General features: G+C 65.3%; 18 protein-coding genes. 7 read left to right on the forward strand and 11 right to left on the reverse strand.

Translation table 11 applies throughout. The annotated features are described in order from the left end of the window. Positions 1 to 54: 54 nt before the first annotated feature. Positions 55 to 837 carry a methyltransferase domain-containing protein gene (locus U5A82_RS15220; protein WP_326291679.1) on the reverse strand — a complete coding sequence of 261 codons (783 nt, stop codon included), beginning with the start codon at positions 835 to 837 and terminating at the stop codon, positions 55 to 57. Positions 838 to 896: 59 nt separating this feature from the next. Between U5A82_RS15220 and U5A82_RS15225 the strand changes: the two genes are divergently transcribed. The 3 genes from U5A82_RS15225 (at position 897) to bfr (ending at position 2,996) form a co-directional block, all read left to right on the forward strand. Next, positions 897 to 2,138, forward strand: a complete 1,242-nt coding sequence (locus U5A82_RS15225; protein WP_326291680.1) for a DUF418 domain-containing protein — start codon at positions 897 to 899, stop codon at positions 2,136 to 2,138. A gap of 59 nt (positions 2,139 to 2,197) precedes the next feature. After that, positions 2,198 to 2,368 (forward strand): (2Fe-2S)-binding protein, encoded by a 171-nt coding sequence (locus U5A82_RS15230; protein ID WP_326292959.1) that lies wholly within the window; start codon positions 2,198 to 2,200, stop codon positions 2,366 to 2,368. Between the two features lie 148 nt (positions 2,369 to 2,516). Then, positions 2,517 to 2,996, forward strand: a complete 480-nt coding sequence (gene bfr, locus U5A82_RS15235) for a bacterioferritin (RefSeq protein ID WP_088185415.1) — start codon at positions 2,517 to 2,519, stop codon at positions 2,994 to 2,996. A gap of 87 nt (positions 2,997 to 3,083) precedes the next feature. Here bfr and U5A82_RS15240 read toward each other — a convergent pair whose 3' ends face one another. Continuing rightward, entirely contained in the window at positions 3,084 to 3,491 is a 408-nt protein-coding gene (locus U5A82_RS15240; protein WP_326291681.1) for a (deoxy)nucleoside triphosphate pyrophosphohydrolase, read from the reverse strand. Positions 3,492 to 3,573: 82 nt separating this feature from the next. On the opposite strand from U5A82_RS15240, the gene U5A82_RS15245 reads away from it, so the two are divergent. Both U5A82_RS15245 and U5A82_RS15250 read left to right on the forward strand, forming a co-directional pair. Then, positions 3,574 to 3,759, forward strand: coding sequence for a Flp family type IVb pilin (locus tag U5A82_RS15245; RefSeq protein WP_326291682.1), 186 nt, complete (start codon positions 3,574 to 3,576; stop codon positions 3,757 to 3,759). A 139-nt stretch (positions 3,760 to 3,898) separates the two neighbouring features. Further along, the gene (locus tag U5A82_RS15250) at positions 3,899 to 4,060 is read left to right on the forward strand and encodes a Flp family type IVb pilin (protein WP_326291683.1); all 162 of its coding nucleotides are present in this window, start codon (positions 3,899 to 3,901) and stop codon (positions 4,058 to 4,060) included. 73 nt (positions 4,061 to 4,133) lie between these two features. On the opposite strand, the gene U5A82_RS15255 is transcribed toward U5A82_RS15250, so the two are convergent. The 5 genes from U5A82_RS15255 to U5A82_RS15275 all read right to left on the reverse strand — a co-directional run bounded on the left by U5A82_RS15255 (position 4,134) and on the right by U5A82_RS15275 (position 9,705). After that, positions 4,134 to 5,612 (reverse strand): M48 family metalloprotease, encoded by a 1,479-nt coding sequence (locus tag U5A82_RS15255; RefSeq protein ID WP_326291684.1) that lies wholly within the window; start codon positions 5,610 to 5,612, stop codon positions 4,134 to 4,136. A 131-nt stretch (positions 5,613 to 5,743) separates the two neighbouring features. Next, positions 5,744 to 6,688, reverse strand: coding sequence for an acetyl-CoA carboxylase carboxyltransferase subunit alpha (locus tag U5A82_RS15260; RefSeq protein WP_326291685.1), 945 nt, complete (start codon positions 6,686 to 6,688; stop codon positions 5,744 to 5,746). A gap of 10 nt (positions 6,689 to 6,698) precedes the next feature. After that, positions 6,699 to 7,631: a tyrosine recombinase gene (locus U5A82_RS15265; protein WP_326291686.1), complete on the reverse strand. Its 933-nt coding sequence runs from the start codon at positions 7,629 to 7,631 to the stop codon at positions 6,699 to 6,701. Positions 7,632 to 7,648: 17 nt separating this feature from the next. Next, complete coding sequence (locus U5A82_RS15270; RefSeq protein ID WP_326291687.1) at positions 7,649 to 9,511, reverse strand: hypothetical protein; 1,863 nt, start codon at positions 9,509 to 9,511, stop codon at positions 7,649 to 7,651. Positions 9,512 to 9,516: 5 nt separating this feature from the next. After that, positions 9,517 to 9,705, reverse strand: coding sequence for a hypothetical protein (locus U5A82_RS15275; protein ID WP_326291688.1), 189 nt, complete (start codon positions 9,703 to 9,705; stop codon positions 9,517 to 9,519). A gap of 94 nt (positions 9,706 to 9,799) precedes the next feature. Here U5A82_RS15275 and U5A82_RS15280 point away from each other — a divergent pair, with 94 nt between their 5' ends. Together U5A82_RS15280 and aroB are read left to right on the forward strand one after the other, a co-directional pair. Continuing rightward, on the forward strand, positions 9,800 to 10,348 hold the full coding sequence (locus tag U5A82_RS15280) for a shikimate kinase (RefSeq protein ID WP_326291689.1): 549 nt from the start codon (positions 9,800 to 9,802) through the stop codon (positions 10,346 to 10,348). Beyond that, the gene (gene aroB / locus U5A82_RS15285) at positions 10,339 to 11,448 is read left to right on the forward strand and encodes a 3-dehydroquinate synthase (protein ID WP_326291690.1); all 1,110 of its coding nucleotides are present in this window, start codon (positions 10,339 to 10,341) and stop codon (positions 11,446 to 11,448) included. The genes U5A82_RS15280 and aroB overlap by 10 nt, the downstream gene beginning before the upstream one ends. Before the next feature lie 325 nt (positions 11,449 to 11,773). Here aroB and rpmE read toward each other — a convergent pair whose 3' ends face one another. From rpmE to bamA, 4 genes are all read right to left on the reverse strand, one after another. Further along, a complete protein-coding gene (gene rpmE / locus U5A82_RS15290; protein WP_196224061.1) occupies positions 11,774 to 11,998 on the reverse strand; it encodes a 50S ribosomal protein L31 in 225 nt (74 codons plus the stop codon). Between the two features lie 137 nt (positions 11,999 to 12,135). Next, positions 12,136 to 12,612: a 3-hydroxyacyl-ACP dehydratase FabZ gene (fabZ, locus tag U5A82_RS15295; protein ID WP_326291691.1), complete on the reverse strand. Its 477-nt coding sequence runs from the start codon at positions 12,610 to 12,612 to the stop codon at positions 12,136 to 12,138. Between the two features lie 7 nt (positions 12,613 to 12,619). Next, on the reverse strand, positions 12,620 to 13,276 hold the full coding sequence (locus tag U5A82_RS15300) for an OmpH/Skp family outer membrane protein (RefSeq protein WP_326291693.1): 657 nt from the start codon (positions 13,274 to 13,276) through the stop codon (positions 12,620 to 12,622). Further along, complete coding sequence (bamA, locus tag U5A82_RS15305; protein WP_326291694.1) at positions 13,276 to 15,963, reverse strand: outer membrane protein assembly factor BamA; 2,688 nt, start codon at positions 15,961 to 15,963, stop codon at positions 13,276 to 13,278. Before bamA ends, U5A82_RS15300 begins: the two co-directional genes overlap by 1 nt. Positions 15,964 to 16,035 lie beyond the last annotated feature (72 nt).

The following is a 16,035-nucleotide window of genomic DNA, read 5'->3' on the forward strand; positions in this document are numbered from 1 at the left end:
CGATTAGCGGGAAATGTGCGAAGTTAAGCCGTCAATGGTGCCTCAGCCCGATTGTCACGCCCCGGGCCGGGTGATGCGCGCGAACAGGACCTGATAGCTGTCGGTCCCGCCCTCCGCCTCGAACGCCGTCATCACCCGTCGCAGATCACCCGGGCCCAGCGGCTTGCGTCCCTCCTGGGGCACCACCGCCCCGATTCCCTTGAGATGCGCGATCAGCCCGCGCGCGCCCTTGCAGGCCAACGGATAGGTCTCGTCAAAGGCAAAGGCGTCGTCATGCCCGCCCAACATAGCGCGCAACGCATCGAGCGACGGATAGTCCGGCACCCCCGCCACCAGCCCGCATTCCGCATGCGCCGCGCGCCAGCGCGCGAAACTCCCCTGCCCCATGGTGGAAAAGATCAGGCTGCCGCCGGGCCGCAGCAACTCCGCCAGCCGGGCGATCGCCCCGCCCAGATCGTCGAACCACTGAAAGGCCAGGCTCGACAGGATGAGGTCGAACCACGGCCCCTCGAACGGTGGCGCTTCGCCATCCATCGTCATGAACCGCCCCGCCACCCGTCCGTTCGATGCCGCCTGTTCCAGCATGCCGGGCGAAATATCGGTGGCCATCAGGTCCACGCCGGGCCAGCGCCCCTGAATGTCGCGCGTCAGAAACCCGGTGCCACACCCGATCTCTAAGATATGCGCGATCCCATCGGGCTTCTGCCTGTAGGCGAGGTCCGCGACCAGCGTCGCCGCCAGCCGCTGCGGCCCGGCATGCCCATCATAATGCGCCGCCGCCGCGCCGAAGGCGTCGCTTATTCGTTGCTTGCGCCATTGCCTGGAGCGGTCGTTCATGGCTAGGCGGATGGCAGAGCCTTGGCTTTCTGACCAGCCCCTTTGCAGGAACTTCGCCCATGACCGCCTCCCCCCGCATTCCCGCCATGGACGTGCTGCGCGGCTGCGCGGTGCTGGGCATCTTGTGGATGAACATCACCGCCTTCGCCCTGCCGCAAAACGCCTATTTCAACCCGGCGGTCGCGGGGCCGCCATCGCCTGCGGACATCGCCGCCTGGGCAGTCAGCCTGATCTTCATCGATGGCAAGATGCGCGGCCTGTTCGCCCTGCTGTTTGGCGCGTCGATGCTGCTGCTGATCGATCGGGAGGAAATGGCCGGGCGCGACGGGCGACGGGCGCAGATGATCCGCTCGGGCTGGCTGTTCGTCATCGGCTGCGCCCATTTCCTGCTGCTCTGGTGGGGCGACATCCTGCGCGTCTATGCGCTGGTCGGCCTGTTCGCGCTGCTGTTCGTGGGGCTCGAACCCTTCGCGCTGGTGAAGCGCGCGCTGCTCTTCTTCCTGGCGCAGTTCCTGCTGGTCGCGGCCTTCATCGCCAGCCTCTATCTCTGGGGCCATGCCGCCGCCGCACCCGGCGCGGACCTGCCCCTGCGCGAAGGCTATGCGACCTTCATGGCCGCCCTGTCCGATCCCGCCAGCCCCACGACCCAGGCGGAAATCGCCACCTATCGCAGCGGCTTCGGCGCGATCATCCAGCATAAACTGGTCGGCCTGCCCGGCGAATGGCTCTGGGGATTCCTGTTCACCGCGTTCGAGACGATGGGTTTCATGCTGCTGGGCATGGCGATGCTCAAGGGCGGCTTCCTCATCGGCCGTTGGGATGCGGAGCAATATCGGCGCACCGCCCGCCATTGCTTCCTGATCGGCGTCCCGCCCATGGCCGCGCTGGCGCTGTGGGTGGCATGGAGCGGCTTCGCCCCGCTGCCCGCCTATGGCGTCGCGCTCGCCTGGTCGCTCCCATTCCGCATTCCTTTGACGGTGGGCTGGGCCGCGCTCATCCTCTGGCTGGTGGCCCGCCATCGCACCCACCCGCTGGTCGATCGGCTGGCGGCGGCCGGGCGACTGGCGCTCAGCAACTATCTCGCCACCAGCCTGGTCATGACCGCGATCTTCTACGGCTGGGGCCTCGGCCTGTTCGCGCATTTGCCCCCGGCGCTGCTGCCGCTGTTCGTGCTGGGCGGCTGGGTGATGATGCTGGCCTGGTCGAAACCCTATGCCGCCCGATTCGCCATGGGTCCGGTCGAATGGCTGTGGCGCAGCCTGATCCACGGTCGGCCGCAAAAGATTCGCAAAAGCGATTGATTACTATTGCGACCCATTATCAGACGCGCTACCTGTGACTTTACAGGAGAATGTCTTCGATGGTCGTCTGCATCTGTAATGCGATTCGTGAAAAAGACCTGCGGGAAGCGGCGCGCAATGGCGCCGACACGCCGTGCAGCGCCTATGCCCAATATGGCCGCCGCCCCAAATGCGGCCAGTGCGTCCCCTTCGCCCGGACCATCATCGCCGCAGAGCGCGCGTCGGCCTGACAGGATTGCGAATCAGCCGCATCCGGCAGTCGCGATCATCACGCAATAGCGCAGGAAAAAACCCCTGATTTCCTAGGGTTTTTCGCTTAACAGCGCGCGTCCGAAACGATATACGAACCGGCATCCCCCATTGCCGGAGTACAGCGCCATGAAAGGCGACGCCAAGGTCATCGAATATCTGAACGAGGTGCTCAAGAACGAGCTGACCGCGATCAACCAATATTTCCTCCACTATCGCATGCTCAACCATTGGGGCATCGAGAAGCTGGCCAAGTTCGAATATGAAGAATCCATCGACGAGATGAAGCATGCGGACAAGGTGGCGGAACGCATCCTCTTCCTCGACGGCCTGCCCAATTTTCAGCTGCTCGGTCGCCTCAAGATCGGCGAGACGGTGGAGGAGATTCTCAAGTCCGACCTCGAACTGGAATATGAAGCGCTGCCCGTGCTGCGCGACGCGATTGCCTATTGCGAAAGCATCCGCGACTTCGTCAGCCGCGACCTGTTCCAATATATCCTCGAAAGCGAGGAAGAACATGTCGATACGCTGGAAACCCAGTTCGAAATGATCGAGCGCATGGGCATCCAGAACTATGTCCAGTTGCAGAGCAAGGCGAAGGAAGACTGATCTTCCTGCCTGGGCGGTAATCGCTGTTCCCCGGCGCGGGCCGGGGAACGATATGTAAAGGGGCGTCCTGCGGGGCGCCCCTTTGCGTTACAACAGTGCTTCAAGCAGTCCGATCAGCGGCAGGTCCGCAGGCGGCATGTCGAGCGCATACATTTGCGCGGGGCGCAGCCATTGCAGCGCTGTCGCATGCCGCGCCTGCGCTATCCCCGTCCATTTCCGGCAGACGTAAAGCAGCAGCAGCAAATGCCGGTCGCCCAGCGCCTCGCTCGCAAAGGTCGCGGGCGCCAGACAACTGGCATGGGTCTCGATCCCTAGTTCCTCTTCCAGTTCGCGGATCAGCGCCGCTTCCGGCGTCTCGCCCGGCTCCACCTTGCCGCCGGGGAACTCCCACAGGCCCGCCATCGCCTTGCCCGGCGGACGCTCCTGCAACAACACGCGGCCGTCGGCGTCGACCAAGGCCACGGCGACCACCAGCAGGGGAGAGTTTGAGAGCATATCGGTCCAGTCGGGAGGGCTTTGTTAACCCTGCTTCCTTTACATGTTCATCGGGGACTGTCTGTAGCCAAACGGGGACTTTATGCGCGCGCTGCTTGAAATGCTGGCCCGATCGGGGCTGCTGCGCTGCGAGCGCGGCGCGACTGCGGTCGAATATGGGCTGATTATCGCGATGATCGTGCTCGCCATGATCGTCGCTCTGAACAACGTCGCCAACAAGACGACCGGCATGTGGAACAACGTCGCAAACGAAGTAACCAAGCATTAACCATCAATTTCTGACAGTGCCGATACTGACATTAAGAGTTTCTCAACCGAGCACGTCTAATTCGTTCCTTGCTGACCACAGAAATTCATACGGGGCGGCCGGGTAGTTGAACGCTGAAATCTATTTAAGGAGACGTCACATGAAGTTCGTCCGTAAGATGCTGAAGAATGAAAAGGGTGCCACCGCGATCGAATACGGCCTGATCGCCGCTCTGATCGCCGTCGCTGCCATCGGCGCGATGACCAGCCTGGGCACCAAGCTCGGCGGCACCTTCAACAATGTTTCGGGCAACCTGAAGTAAGCCCTTCACATTGTAAGATCATGGGGCGGCGGACTTCGGTCCGCCGCCCCTTTTCGTTTCGCATGCTGCTGCGTCACCAGGTGACGATCTTCACCCGCTGGCCCGGCCGCAGCGTCGCATTGGGGCTGAGCGCGTTGATGGTCAGGAACCGCTCCAGCGGAAAATCGGTATAGGCCATGCGCTTGGCCAGCGACTGGACCGTGTCGCCCGCCTTGACGGCGACCACATCGACCCGGCGCGGCTTGATCGCCGCGGCGTCCTGCGCGCTCAGCCGCTGCATCGACTGGAGCATCGGCGTAAACGGGCCGACCCCCTGCCCCGCCGGCGTCAGCAACAGGAAATGATAGGCTTTCCCGCCCCCGAAATCATAGGCGAAGACGGTCGCATCGACCTGGCTCGACTGGGTGGAGGCGCGAACCGTGCGATAGGCGGCAGGCAGGCCGTTGACGGTCGTGCGATTGACGTCCCCCTCCGGCACGCCGCCCTGTCCCCCGCCCATCTTGGCGAAGACGCCGTTGATATAGGTCGCCAGATTACCCGAATAGGGTGCCGCGCTAAACTGCGCCTGCCCGCCCGACCCGGTGATCGACACCGCCGCCGCGCTGTTTTCCATGGCGAATCCGCTGGGCGCAGCAAAGCTCAGCCGCAGGTCGGGATGGCGGAAGCGGTTGCCGTCTATCACGCCCTGTTTGGGATCGTCGCCATAGAGCACGCCATCCAAGGCGTTGAGGAACGCATCGCGATTGCGCACCGTGCTGGTGACGCGCGTTGCAGCAGCGCCGTCCGCCGCCCGCTGGACCCGCGCGCCCGGATCGGGGTGGGTGCTCGCCCATTCGGGCATCGACCGCGCATTCCCCGCCACCTGCGCATCCAGATCGCTCTGCGCGGCCAGCGACGCCAACATGTCCGACAGGGCGCGCGGATCATAGCCGCCGCTCGCCAGGTAACGGATGCCCAGATCGTCGGCTTCATATTCCTGGCTGCGGGAGAATTTGAGCGTCAGCAACTGGCTGCCGGTGCCGATGCCCTTCTCCACCAGTCCCGCCAGCCCCGAATCGCCCAGCAGCGCCCCGGCCAGCGCGCCCAGCAGCGCGCCGCCCACGGCATTGCGCTGCGCCGTCTTCTGCCGCCGCTGGCCATGCTGGGCCGCGACATGGCCCACTTCATGACCCAGCACACCGGCCAGTTCCGCCTCGTCGTTCATCAGCGCCATCAACTGGCGGGTGACATAGACATAGCCACCCGGAATCGCGAATGCGTTATTCACCGGCGAATTGAGAAGGGTCACGGTGAAGTCGCCCTGCGCATTGGACAGGCCGGACTGCACGGCGATGCGACGGCCCACGCCTTCGACATATTTAGCCTGTGGCCCCACATAGGCGCCGCCAAATTCATTGAGCAGTTCGGGATGCTGCTTCGCGCCGCTCGCCTTGTCCTGCGCGCTGATCGAGGACACGGTGCGAATAGCCCGCTGCTGCCCGATCACCACGGGCGCGCTTGCCACCGCTACCAGCGCCGCACTCGTGCAGCCCAGCTTCATCTTCCAGTTCATCGTCTCTCCACCCTCGACGTTACCCCTACGTAACGATGAAAATCCCGAGCCGTTCCGGAAAAGCCAGCGGTTGGACGCATCCCCATCACCGTTCCCCGGCGAAGGCTGGGGTCTAGTTCAGTCCTGACCCCTCAAGCCCCGATGGCGAGGAACTTGTCCGCCCGGTCGGTGCGCAGCGCATCGGCGCCAAGGCCGTCGAGCGCATCCAGCTCCGCCTCGATCGCCTCGCCCAGATTGGCGATCGCCTGCACCGGGTCGCGATGCGCGCCGCCCACAGGCTCGGCCACGATGCGGTCGATCACGCCCAGGCTTTTCAGATGCTGCGCCGTCACCTGCATGGCTGTTGCCGCATCGCTCGCCTTGTCGGCGGTGCGCCACAGGATCGACGCGCACCCCTCGGGCGAGATCACCGAATAGATGGCATGTTCGAACATCAGCACGCGGTTCGCCGCCGCCAGCGCGATCGCGCCGCCGGAGCCACCTTCGCCCACCACGGCCGCAACCATCGGCACGCCCAGTTTCAGACAGGCTTCGGTCGAGCGGGCGATGGCTTCCGCCTGGCCACGCTCTTCGGCCTGCACGCCGGGGAAGGCGCCCGACGTGTCGACCAGCGACACGACCGGCAGGCCGAACCGGTCGGCCAGTTCCATCAGGCGGATCGCCTTGCGATAGCCTTCCGGCTTGGCCATGCCGAAATTGTGGCGCACCCGGCTGGCGGTGTCGTCGCCCTTTTCATGGCCGATCACCATCACCTTGCGCTCGCCCAGCGTCGCGAAGCCGCCGATGATCGCCTGATCGTCGCCAAAGGCGCGGTCGCCGGCCAACGGCATGAAATTGTCGAACATGCCCGCGACATAATCCTTGAAGTGCGGGCGTTCGGCATGCCGCGCCACCTGCGTCTTCTGCCAGGGCGTCAGCTTGCCATAGGTGTCGGACAACAGCTTGGCCGCGCGCTGCTCCAGCGTCGCGATCTCGCCATCGATGTTGATGTCACCCACGCTGGCGGTCGCGCGCAGCTCGACGATGCGCGCTTCCAGCTCCGCGATCGGCTTTTCGAATTCCAGAAAGCTTACCATGGCCCGTGCGTTAAGGCGCTGTGGCGTCGCCGTCAACTTGAGGGTGCGTGATCTTGGGGCTCATCCCCGCCAGCGGATGGCGGCTGTTCACCAGTTCGACCAGCCGCCGGCTGTCGACATGGGTATAGATTTGCGTCGTCCCGATATCGGCATGGCCCAGCATCGATTGCAGCGCGCGCAAATCCGCCCCGCCCTCCAGCAAATGGGTGGCGAAGGCGTGACGCAGCACATGGGGGCTAACCCGCTCCGGCGCGATCCCGCTTGCGCCCGCCAGCGCCTTGACCAGTTGATAGAGGCGGATGCGGCTTAGATGGCTCTTGCCCGATGGAAAGAGCCACGCGCTGTCCACCGGCACATGCGGCAACCAGGCCGCGACGGCGGCCCGCGCTCGATCCGATATCGGCACCAGCCGCTCGCGCGCGCCCTTGCCCTTCAGGATCAGGAAGGGCCGATCGCTCGCCAGCGCCCGGCGCGGCAGCGACACCAGTTCGGTCGCGCGCAGCCCTGATCCGTAGAGCAGTTCGATCAGCGCCGCGAGCCGCAGGTCCTGCCGCGCGGGATGCTCGACCGCCAGCCGCTCGGCGATGGTGGCGAAAAAGCGATCGACCTCGGCCACCGACAATATCTTGGGCAGCGACCGCCGCATCGCGGGACGCGGCAGCGCGGCGGAGGGATTGTCGGCCCGCAGCCCCTCTTCCTCCAGAAAGGCGTAGAAAGCGCGCAGGGCGGAGACCTTGCGCGCGACGGACGACGCCGCCAGTTCAGCCCAGGCCGCCGCCAGCGTTCCCAGACCGTCCTTGCTCGCCCCGGCCAAACCGCCCAGCATTTCGCCAACGCCATTCAGGTCGGTACGATAGGCCAGCAACGTATTGCGCGCCGCCCCGCGTTCCGCCGCCATCATCTCCAGGAAGCGGTCGATCAGGCCGACGTCATCCTGTCCCATGATCGCCCTGCGTCATGTCAGGCGCGACTGATCGCCTCGGCCGCGATCATCCGCGCTTCGGGGTCCAGCCCCACGCGATGCAGCGCCGCCACGACATGATAGAGGTGCCCGGCCGGCAGGCGACTCCAGTCATTGCCCTGCATGCCGACGGCGGCCAGCAAGGCGACCGTGCCCTTCTCGCCCCGTTGCGCCGCCGCGCCGATCGCGCGCGCCCAGCGGCTGTTCGCGTCGAGCGCGAAGCCATTGTCGCGCGCCAGCGATGCACCCTCGTCGCCCGACAGGCGCGACAGGCCCGCCAGCGCCGCGATCAGCATCCGGCCCTTGGCCGCGCCCGCGTCGCCGACATAGTCGGACACCCGGCTGGCGCTGATGTCCACCACCGGGCTGGGCGCACCGACCGCCAGCAGCGCCCAGAATTGCAAAGCGCCCGCGCCGTCCATCTGTCCCGACGCCCGCGCCCAGCGCGCGGCGTTGCGGTCATAGCCCGCGGTCAGCATGGCGGCGACCAGATTGGCCGCATCCTGCGCGTCCGCCTGCGCCACCGGCAGCGCCGCGGCGGCGCGCGCCGTCGCGATCAGCCCCAGATAATCGGGCTTGCCATTGTCGCCCCACCAATTGCGCATCGCGCCGATCCGGTCGCCCACGGTCGATCCGCTATAGGCGGTGCGCAGCGAATTGATCCGGTCGGCAACGTCCGACGGCGCATCGCCATCGGTGCCGATCTGACCATAGAAACCCACCAGCGCAGCGTTCGAAATCACGCCCAGCCGCGCCGCGATCTCGACGCCCGGCCGCCGCCGCAACGCGGTCAGCGCAGGCGCGCGCGCTTCCCACGCCCGCACATGCGGGCCGACCGTGCCATAGAGCGCTTCGGGAATTTCGACATTCAGCGCCGTTGCCAGGCCGTAGCGCCACGCGGTCAGCCGATCGACGCCGTCCCATTCGATCTTCACCGATCGGCGCGCGTTGAACCCGGTGCCGACCACTTTTTCTGCCAGGCGATAATCGATCCCGCGCACCACGCCCTTGCGCTGCGCCTGATTGAGCGCGCCGCTCGACGTGCCCTGGTCCCCCGACAACGCCGGACAGATCGCCCGCGTCATGTCCCAGCCCGGCTCCTTGCTGAACCGCAGCGCGCCTGCCGATAACGGGCACAGGCCCGCCGGATCGGCGGTCGCCAGATAGGTCTGCATCGCAATCGCATAGAGGCGCGGGGAATAACGGTCGGAATCGACGCTCTGGACCATCAGCCGCGCATTGTCCGCCTCGCCCATGCGCAGCAGCAGCCAGGCGCGCTCCGCCGCCCAGTCTGCGCCATTGATATCGCGCGGCGTATCGACCGCGCTCAGCAGGGTTCGGCGCAGCAGGATGGAGGCCCAGCGCGACACGATCGGCGCATGCGTCTCCTTCATCAGCGCCGCTAGGAACTTGCCGGACTGTCCGCCGAAGGCATCCGGTTCCAGCCCGCGCGTCTGCGGCGTCAGCGGCCCGATCCGGTCGAGCGAGCGCCGCGCCGTGTCGGGCAGGTCGTATTTCGCCTTTTGCGCCGCGATTTCCTCTGGCGTCAGCGCGTCTTCGGCGGCTTCATTCTGCGCCGCCTGCACCAGCGAAAGGTCGGGCGGCATCGCGGGATTGAGCGGCTGCACCGTTGCGGCAGAGGATTGAGGCGCGGCGCTGGGCGGGCGCGCCACGGCAGGACCGCTCGGCGCGGGCCGCTCGGCACGGGGCGCGGGCGCTTCGGGGGCGTCGCCGAAACCGGGCGGCAACAGCGATTCGGGTGCCTGCTGCGCCACGACGGGCAGCGCCAGCGCCAGCGCGAAGCTGCCCACCGCCCATTTCGCGTTCGAACGTCCCGATGTCTTACCGCGCGGCCAGCGCATCCGCCTTACTGGCCCAGCTTCTCGGCAGGGATGACCTTTTCGACGCGCTGCTGCGGCTGTTCACCGCCACGCGACCAGAAAAAGGCCAACAGCGCGATGACCAGACCGACCAGAGCGATGGGAATGATCGGCAGACGGGTGCCACGACGGCGCCCACTGCCCTCGAAACTGCTGAAGTTGCGATTATTCTTCATAGATCCTTGGCTATAACTGGCCGACTGACATGCCGGGCGACGAAGAAAGATGCGATTTGCCTCTGTGGCGGCTGGCTGTATAGCCCCGCAAGCCATGCAGCGAAACAGCAAAATCCCCGACGGCCAGGCCAGTCGCGGTCCCATCGTTCTGGTGGGCATGATGGGCGTGGGAAAATCCACGGTCGGCCGCCGCCTCGCCGCGCGTCTGGGCCTCAGCTTCGTCGACGCCGATGAGGAGATTGAGAAGGCCGCAGGCATGAGCGTGACCGAGATTTTCGAACGCTATGGCGAATCCTATTTCCGTGACGGCGAACGCCGCGTCATCGCCCGGCTGATGGACGGCGCGCCCAAAGTGATCGCCACCGGCGGCGGCGCCTTCATGCAGGACGACACCCGCCGCCTGATCCTGGACGCGGCGACCGCCATCTGGCTGGACGCCGACATCGACATATTGGTCGACCGCGTCGCCCGCCGCGAAAGCCGCCCACTGCTGAAAGGGCGCGACCCGCGCGTCGTGCTGACGGAACTGGCGGCGGTGCGCAATCCTATCTACGCGCTCGCGCCCATTCATGTGAAGAGCATCGCCGCCCCGCATGAAGTCGCGGTCGATCGCATCATGGAGCAACTGACCGCATGGCAATAGTCCGCGTCGCGCTGGGTGCGCGCAGCTACGATATCATCATCGAACAGGGCGCGCTGGACCGCGCGGGCGACACGCTCGCCCCCTATGCGCGCAAGGGCCGCCTGGTGGTCGTGACCGACGCGCATGTCGCCGCCGCCCAACTGCCCCGCCTCGACGCCAGCCTGCGCGCGGCGGGCATAGGGATCGAACCGATCATCCTGCCGCCCGGCGAACAGACCAAGAGCTGGCGGCATCTGGAACAGCTGCTCGACGCGCTGCTGGCGCTGGAAATCGAACGGGGCGACCATATCGTGGCCTTGGGCGGCGGCGTCATCGGCGACCTTGTCGGCTTTGCCGCCTCGATCCTCAAGCGCGGCTGCCACTTCATCCAGGTGCCCACGACATTGCTGGCGCAGGTCGATTCGTCGGTCGGCGGCAAGACCGCGATCAACGCGCGCGCAGGCAAAAACCTCATCGGCAGTTTCTACCAGCCCGCCCTCGTCCTGATCGACCCCTCCACGCTCGACAGCCTGCCGCTGCGCGAAACCCGGGCGGGCTATGCCGAAGTCGTCAAATATGGCCTGATCGACGACCCCGCCTTCTTCGCCTGGTGCGACGCCAACGCCACCGCGCTGCTGGCAGGTGGTCCGCAAGCGCGGACCTATGCGATCAAACGAAGCGTCCAGGCCAAGGCCGCGATCGTCGCCGACGACGAGCGCGAAACCTCGGGCCGGCGTGCCCTGCTCAACCTCGGCCACACGTTCGGTCACGCGCTGGAGGCCGACACCGGCTTTTCCGACACTTTGCTCCATGGCGAGGGCGTCGCGGCGGGCATGGCGCTCGCCTTCCGCTACTCCGCCCACCTCGGCCTCTGCACGCAGGCGGACGCCGACCGCGTCACCGCCCATCTCAAAGCCGTCGGCCTGCCCCACGACCTCGCCACCGCCCATGTCCGCGCGGACGGGGCCGAACTGGTCGGCCATATGCTGCACGACAAGAAGATGGCGGCCGGCACCCTCCCCTTCCTCCTCGCCCGCGGCATCGGCCAGACCTTCCTGTCGAAGGACGTCGTGCTGGACGACGTGGCCGCGTTCCTGGATGCGGATTGCGCCGGGGCGTAGGCGGATTAGGGTGAGGGACGGACCGACCGTAACCGCGTCATGCCAGCGAAGGCTGGCATCTCAGGCGGCGGCGCGCCACGATAGGGCATGGCGCGAAGCGCGGACACCTACCGGGATATGACCGACCTCATCCTCTGACCGCCTGAGACCCCAGCCTTCGCTGGGGTGACGGAAGGGGATGGTCACTTCGGCGCGATATTGAACACGCCTCATCATCCCCAACTGTCCCACACCGGTCATCCCGCATATTCCAATCCTTCGGCCCCGCGCAGACACAAAAAAGGGCGCCTCGCAGGCGCCCCTTCTCTCAACCATCGCAGGCCGATTACTTCTTCAGCGTCAGACCGCCGAAACGCTTGTTGAAGCGCGCCACCTGGCCGCCGGTGTCCAACTGACGGTTGCCGCCGGTCCAAGCCGGATGCGACTTGGGGTCGATGTCGAGCGCCAGCGTGTCGCCTTCCTTGCCCCAGGTGGAGCGAGTCTGAAAGGTGGTGCCGTCGGTCATCTGGACGGTGATCAGGTGGTAGTCGGGATGGGTATCGGCCTTCATGGCGTATTGCTCCGTAAAGTGCCGGTTCCGACCGGCTGTGGATGCGGTAAATAGCGAAGGCGCGCCGTTAGCGGGTTCGGCGCGCCTTGGCAAGACCAAAGCCGTCGTCCCGACCTGCGCCGCGACGACGGGATATTTCAATCCTTGGGCGGATCGCTGATCATCGCGACGAAATTGGCTTCCGCCGCCAGCTTGCCCTCGATCATCGCCTTGCCGCTGAACTTGCAGACCGCGCCGCGCATCTGCGTGATTTCGACATGCAGATCGAGCAGGCAGCCCGGCTCCACCGGCGTGCGGAACTTCGCGCCGTCGATGCTCATGAAATAGACGAGCTTGCCCGACCCCGACAGGTCCAGGGACTCCACCGTCAGCACGCCTGCCGCCTGCGCCATCGCTTCCACGATCAGCACACCGGGCATGATCGGCCGGGTGGGGAAATGCCCCTGGAAAAACGGCTCGTTCAGCGTCACCGCCTTGATCGCGTGGATCGACTGGTTGGGCACCAGCGTCACCACACGATCGACCAGCAGCATCGGGTAACGATGCGGCAGCGCGGCCATGACCCGACGGATATCCATCGGGCCACGCGCGGTCGTTTCAACCTCTCCCGTCATTCTTATATCAGCGCGACTTGGGTGCCTGGGCCGGGGTCGCCGGTGCAGGCGCGGCCGCGGCGGGCTGGCCCTGACGGCCCGGCTGCCAGCCGGCCGGCGGGGTGATGCCCACGCTGGGGACCAGCGCGTTGAGTTCGGTGATGACGGCAGGCGTGATGTCCGCGCCCGCGCCGAAGCTTTCGGTCGCGGCCTTCTTGAACACGATTTCCGACTTCGTCTTGGCGGTCGCGGCCTTCAGCGCATCGTCCAGCTTCAGAACGATCTGTTCCTCGACATAGGCGCGCGCCAGGCTGATCGGCTGGCCCATGCGCTGCAATTCGGCCTGCGCGGTCTGCTGCGTCTGCTGATATTGCTGATACTGGGTTTCGATCGCCGGGGTCGGCTTGTTGCCGGCCGCCTTGAGCGCCGCCTGCAGAGCGTCGCCCTTGGTCTTGAGGTCGGTTTCGATCGCGGTGCGGCGCGTGTTCAGCGCGTCGATCTGCGGCTTGTAGGTGGTCTGCATCTGGCTGATCGCGGTGGTGAAGGCGGTGCTCTTGGCGACGGCTTCTTCCAGGTCGACCACGGCGATGCCCGACTTGGTCTGGGCAACGGCGGGAACGGCAGTCAGTGCAATGGCGGTCATCGGCGCGAAAACGAGCGCCGCAGCCTTGAAAATGGTCTTCATCAGAATTGAGTCCCTACGTTGAAGGTAATGAGTTTGTTGTCGTCCCCTGGTTCCTTGAGCAGGGCCCGGGCGATATCGATCCGGAACGGGCCGAAGGGCGAGTTCCAGTTGACGCCGAAGCCCACCGACAGACGCGGCTTGAGCGTGTCGCCGAGATATACTTCCTCGAACGCGCCACCGGCATAGGTGGCGGTCGAACCGGCCGGCGGCGTGCTGCAATTGCCGACCGACGGCGCGCGCACCTGCGTGGCGGTCGTACCGGTCGTCACGGTGCAGTAGCCTGCGAACCTGCCATCGCCATTGATGAGGCCCGGATTCTTCAGGCCCGCGACCGCGCCCGCATCCATGAAGATCGACGGGCGCAGGCCCATTTCACGCGCACCCGAACCCAGCGGGATTTCGACTTCCGCGCGGGCCAGATAATAGACCCGGCCGCCCAGCGCGTCGTCCGACACATTGTTGTTGCTGTTATTGCGGACATAGGATGTCGTGCCGTCGGCGTTGGTCTGCGGTTGCAGGAAGAAGCGCTTCACGCGCGGGCCGACACCACGAATGTCGAAGCCGCGGAACTGCGGTTCGCCCAGGAAGAAGCGGTCGGTCAGGCGGACCGGATCGACCTCTTCCCCGGTGGAATCGCGGCGCGTCCCTTCCAGACTGTGGATATAGCCGCCCTCGCCGGTCAGCGAGAAAATGAAGCCGCTGCCCAGCGGTATATATTTCGCCGCCGACAGGCGGGTGCGGATATATTTCACACTGCCGCCCAGGCCCGCAAAATCCTGGCTCAACGTGACGCTCTGGCCCCGCGTCGCGCGGATGCGGTTGTCGCGGGTGTCGTAAATCAGCGAATAGCCGATCGACGACGTCGTGCGCTTGCCGATCGCGTCGCACAGATAGCGCCCGCCCAGCAGCGGGTCGCAACTGTCGGCATCACTATTGCCCCTGATGCCGTCATTATTGTTATCGGTATAATAGGTGCTGCGGTCGAGCGTCACATCGTCCAGGTTGAGGCTGTAGCGCAGCGCCAGCGACATATATTCGGTGATCGGTACGCCCGCCCGGATCTGGAAGCCAGTCGTGGACTGCTCATAGGTCGTGTTACGACGGTTGTTCGTCCCGAAATTGAAGCTGTTGAGGTCGCGACGATAGATGTCGCCGCCCAGCGCGATATTCTTGTCCATGAAATAGGGCTCGGTAAAGCCCAGTTCCACCGACTTGCTGTATGCCGAATAATTGACCGACGTGCGCAGTTCCTGGCCCTTGCCACGGAAGTTGCGCTGCGTGATCGACGCCGACACGATGAAGCGTTCCAGCGACGAGAAGCCGGCCGACAGCGACAATTCGCCGGTCGACTTTTCCTGCACGTTGGTTTCCAGCACGATGCGATCGGGCGCGGACCCCGGCTTCTGTTCGATGTCCAGCTTCTCCTGGAAGAAGCCGAGCGAATTGATCCGGTCCTTCGACCGCTTGACCAGGAAGCTGTTGAACGCGTCGCCCTCGGCCAGGCGGAACTCGCGGCGCACGACCTTGTCCTGCGTCAGCGTGTTGCCGTTGATGTCGACCCGCTCGACATAGACGCGCGGCGCGTTGGCGATGCGGAAATTAATCCCCATCGTCAGCGATTCCTTGTTGCGGTTGAAGTCCGGCGACACGTCGGCGAAGGCATAGCCGAACAGGCCGGCCGTCTCGCTCAGCGTATCGACCGTGTCCTCGACCTGCTTGGCGTTGTACCAGTCGCCCTTCTTCATCGGCAGGCGCTTGGTCAGCGAATCGCCCGACAGGTCGCGAATGTCGGATTCGACCTTCACGTCGCCGAATTTGTAGCGATCGCCTTCTTCCACCACATAGGTGATGATGAAGTCCTGCTTGTCGGGCGTCAGTTCCGCGACGGCGGAAATCACGCGGAAATCGGCATAGCCTTCGGTCAGGTAGAATTGGCGCAGCTTCTGCTGGTCATAGGCCAGGCGATCGGGATCGTAGCTGGTGCCGGACGAAAACAGGCGGAACCAGCGCGACTGCTTGGTCACCATCTGGCTGCGCAGTTCGCCGTCCTTGAACTTGTCGTTGCCAATGATGTTGATCTGGCGGACCTTGGACTTGGGCCCTTCCGAAATCTCGAACACGATGTCGACGCGGTTCTGGTCCAGCTGGACCATCTTCGGCTCGATCGTCGCGGCGAAGCGGCCTTGGCGGCGATAGAGTTCCACGATGCGGGCGACGTCGGCGCGGACCTTGGACCGGGTGTAGATCTGGCGCGGAGCCAATTTGATTTCCGGCCGGATCTTGTCGTCCTTCAGGCGCTTATTACCTTCCAGGACGATACGGTTGATAACCGGGTTTTCCTTCACCTCGACGGTGAGCGCCCCGTTATCGTTGCGGATCTGGACGTCCGCGAACAGTTCCGTGTCGTACAGGTCGCGCAGCGCCTGATCCAGGCTCTCCTGGCTGTAGGGCTGGCCGATGCGCAGCTTGGTATAGGACAGGACCGTGTCCGGCTCCAACCGCTGGGTGCCGGTCACGACGATCGCGCGGACCGTGCCCTGAGGCGCGGCCACTGATGCGGCGGGCGCGGCCAGAGGCGCTGCGGGCGCAGGAGCCTGTTGCGCCATGACGGGTGCCGAAAGGCCCGTGATCATCGTGGTCGCCAACAAGGCCGCCACGACCGGGCGCTGCCTGTTGTTGCTCTTCATCGCTGTCACCCGCATCACCTCAAAAACTCAGATACATTGTTTCCGCCGACACAGACGACGCCAAACCGGGCT

Origin of the sequence: Sphingobium sp. CR2-8, assembly GCF_035818615.1 — a bacterium.
Lineage (GTDB): Bacteria > Pseudomonadota > Alphaproteobacteria > Sphingomonadales > Sphingomonadaceae > Sphingobium.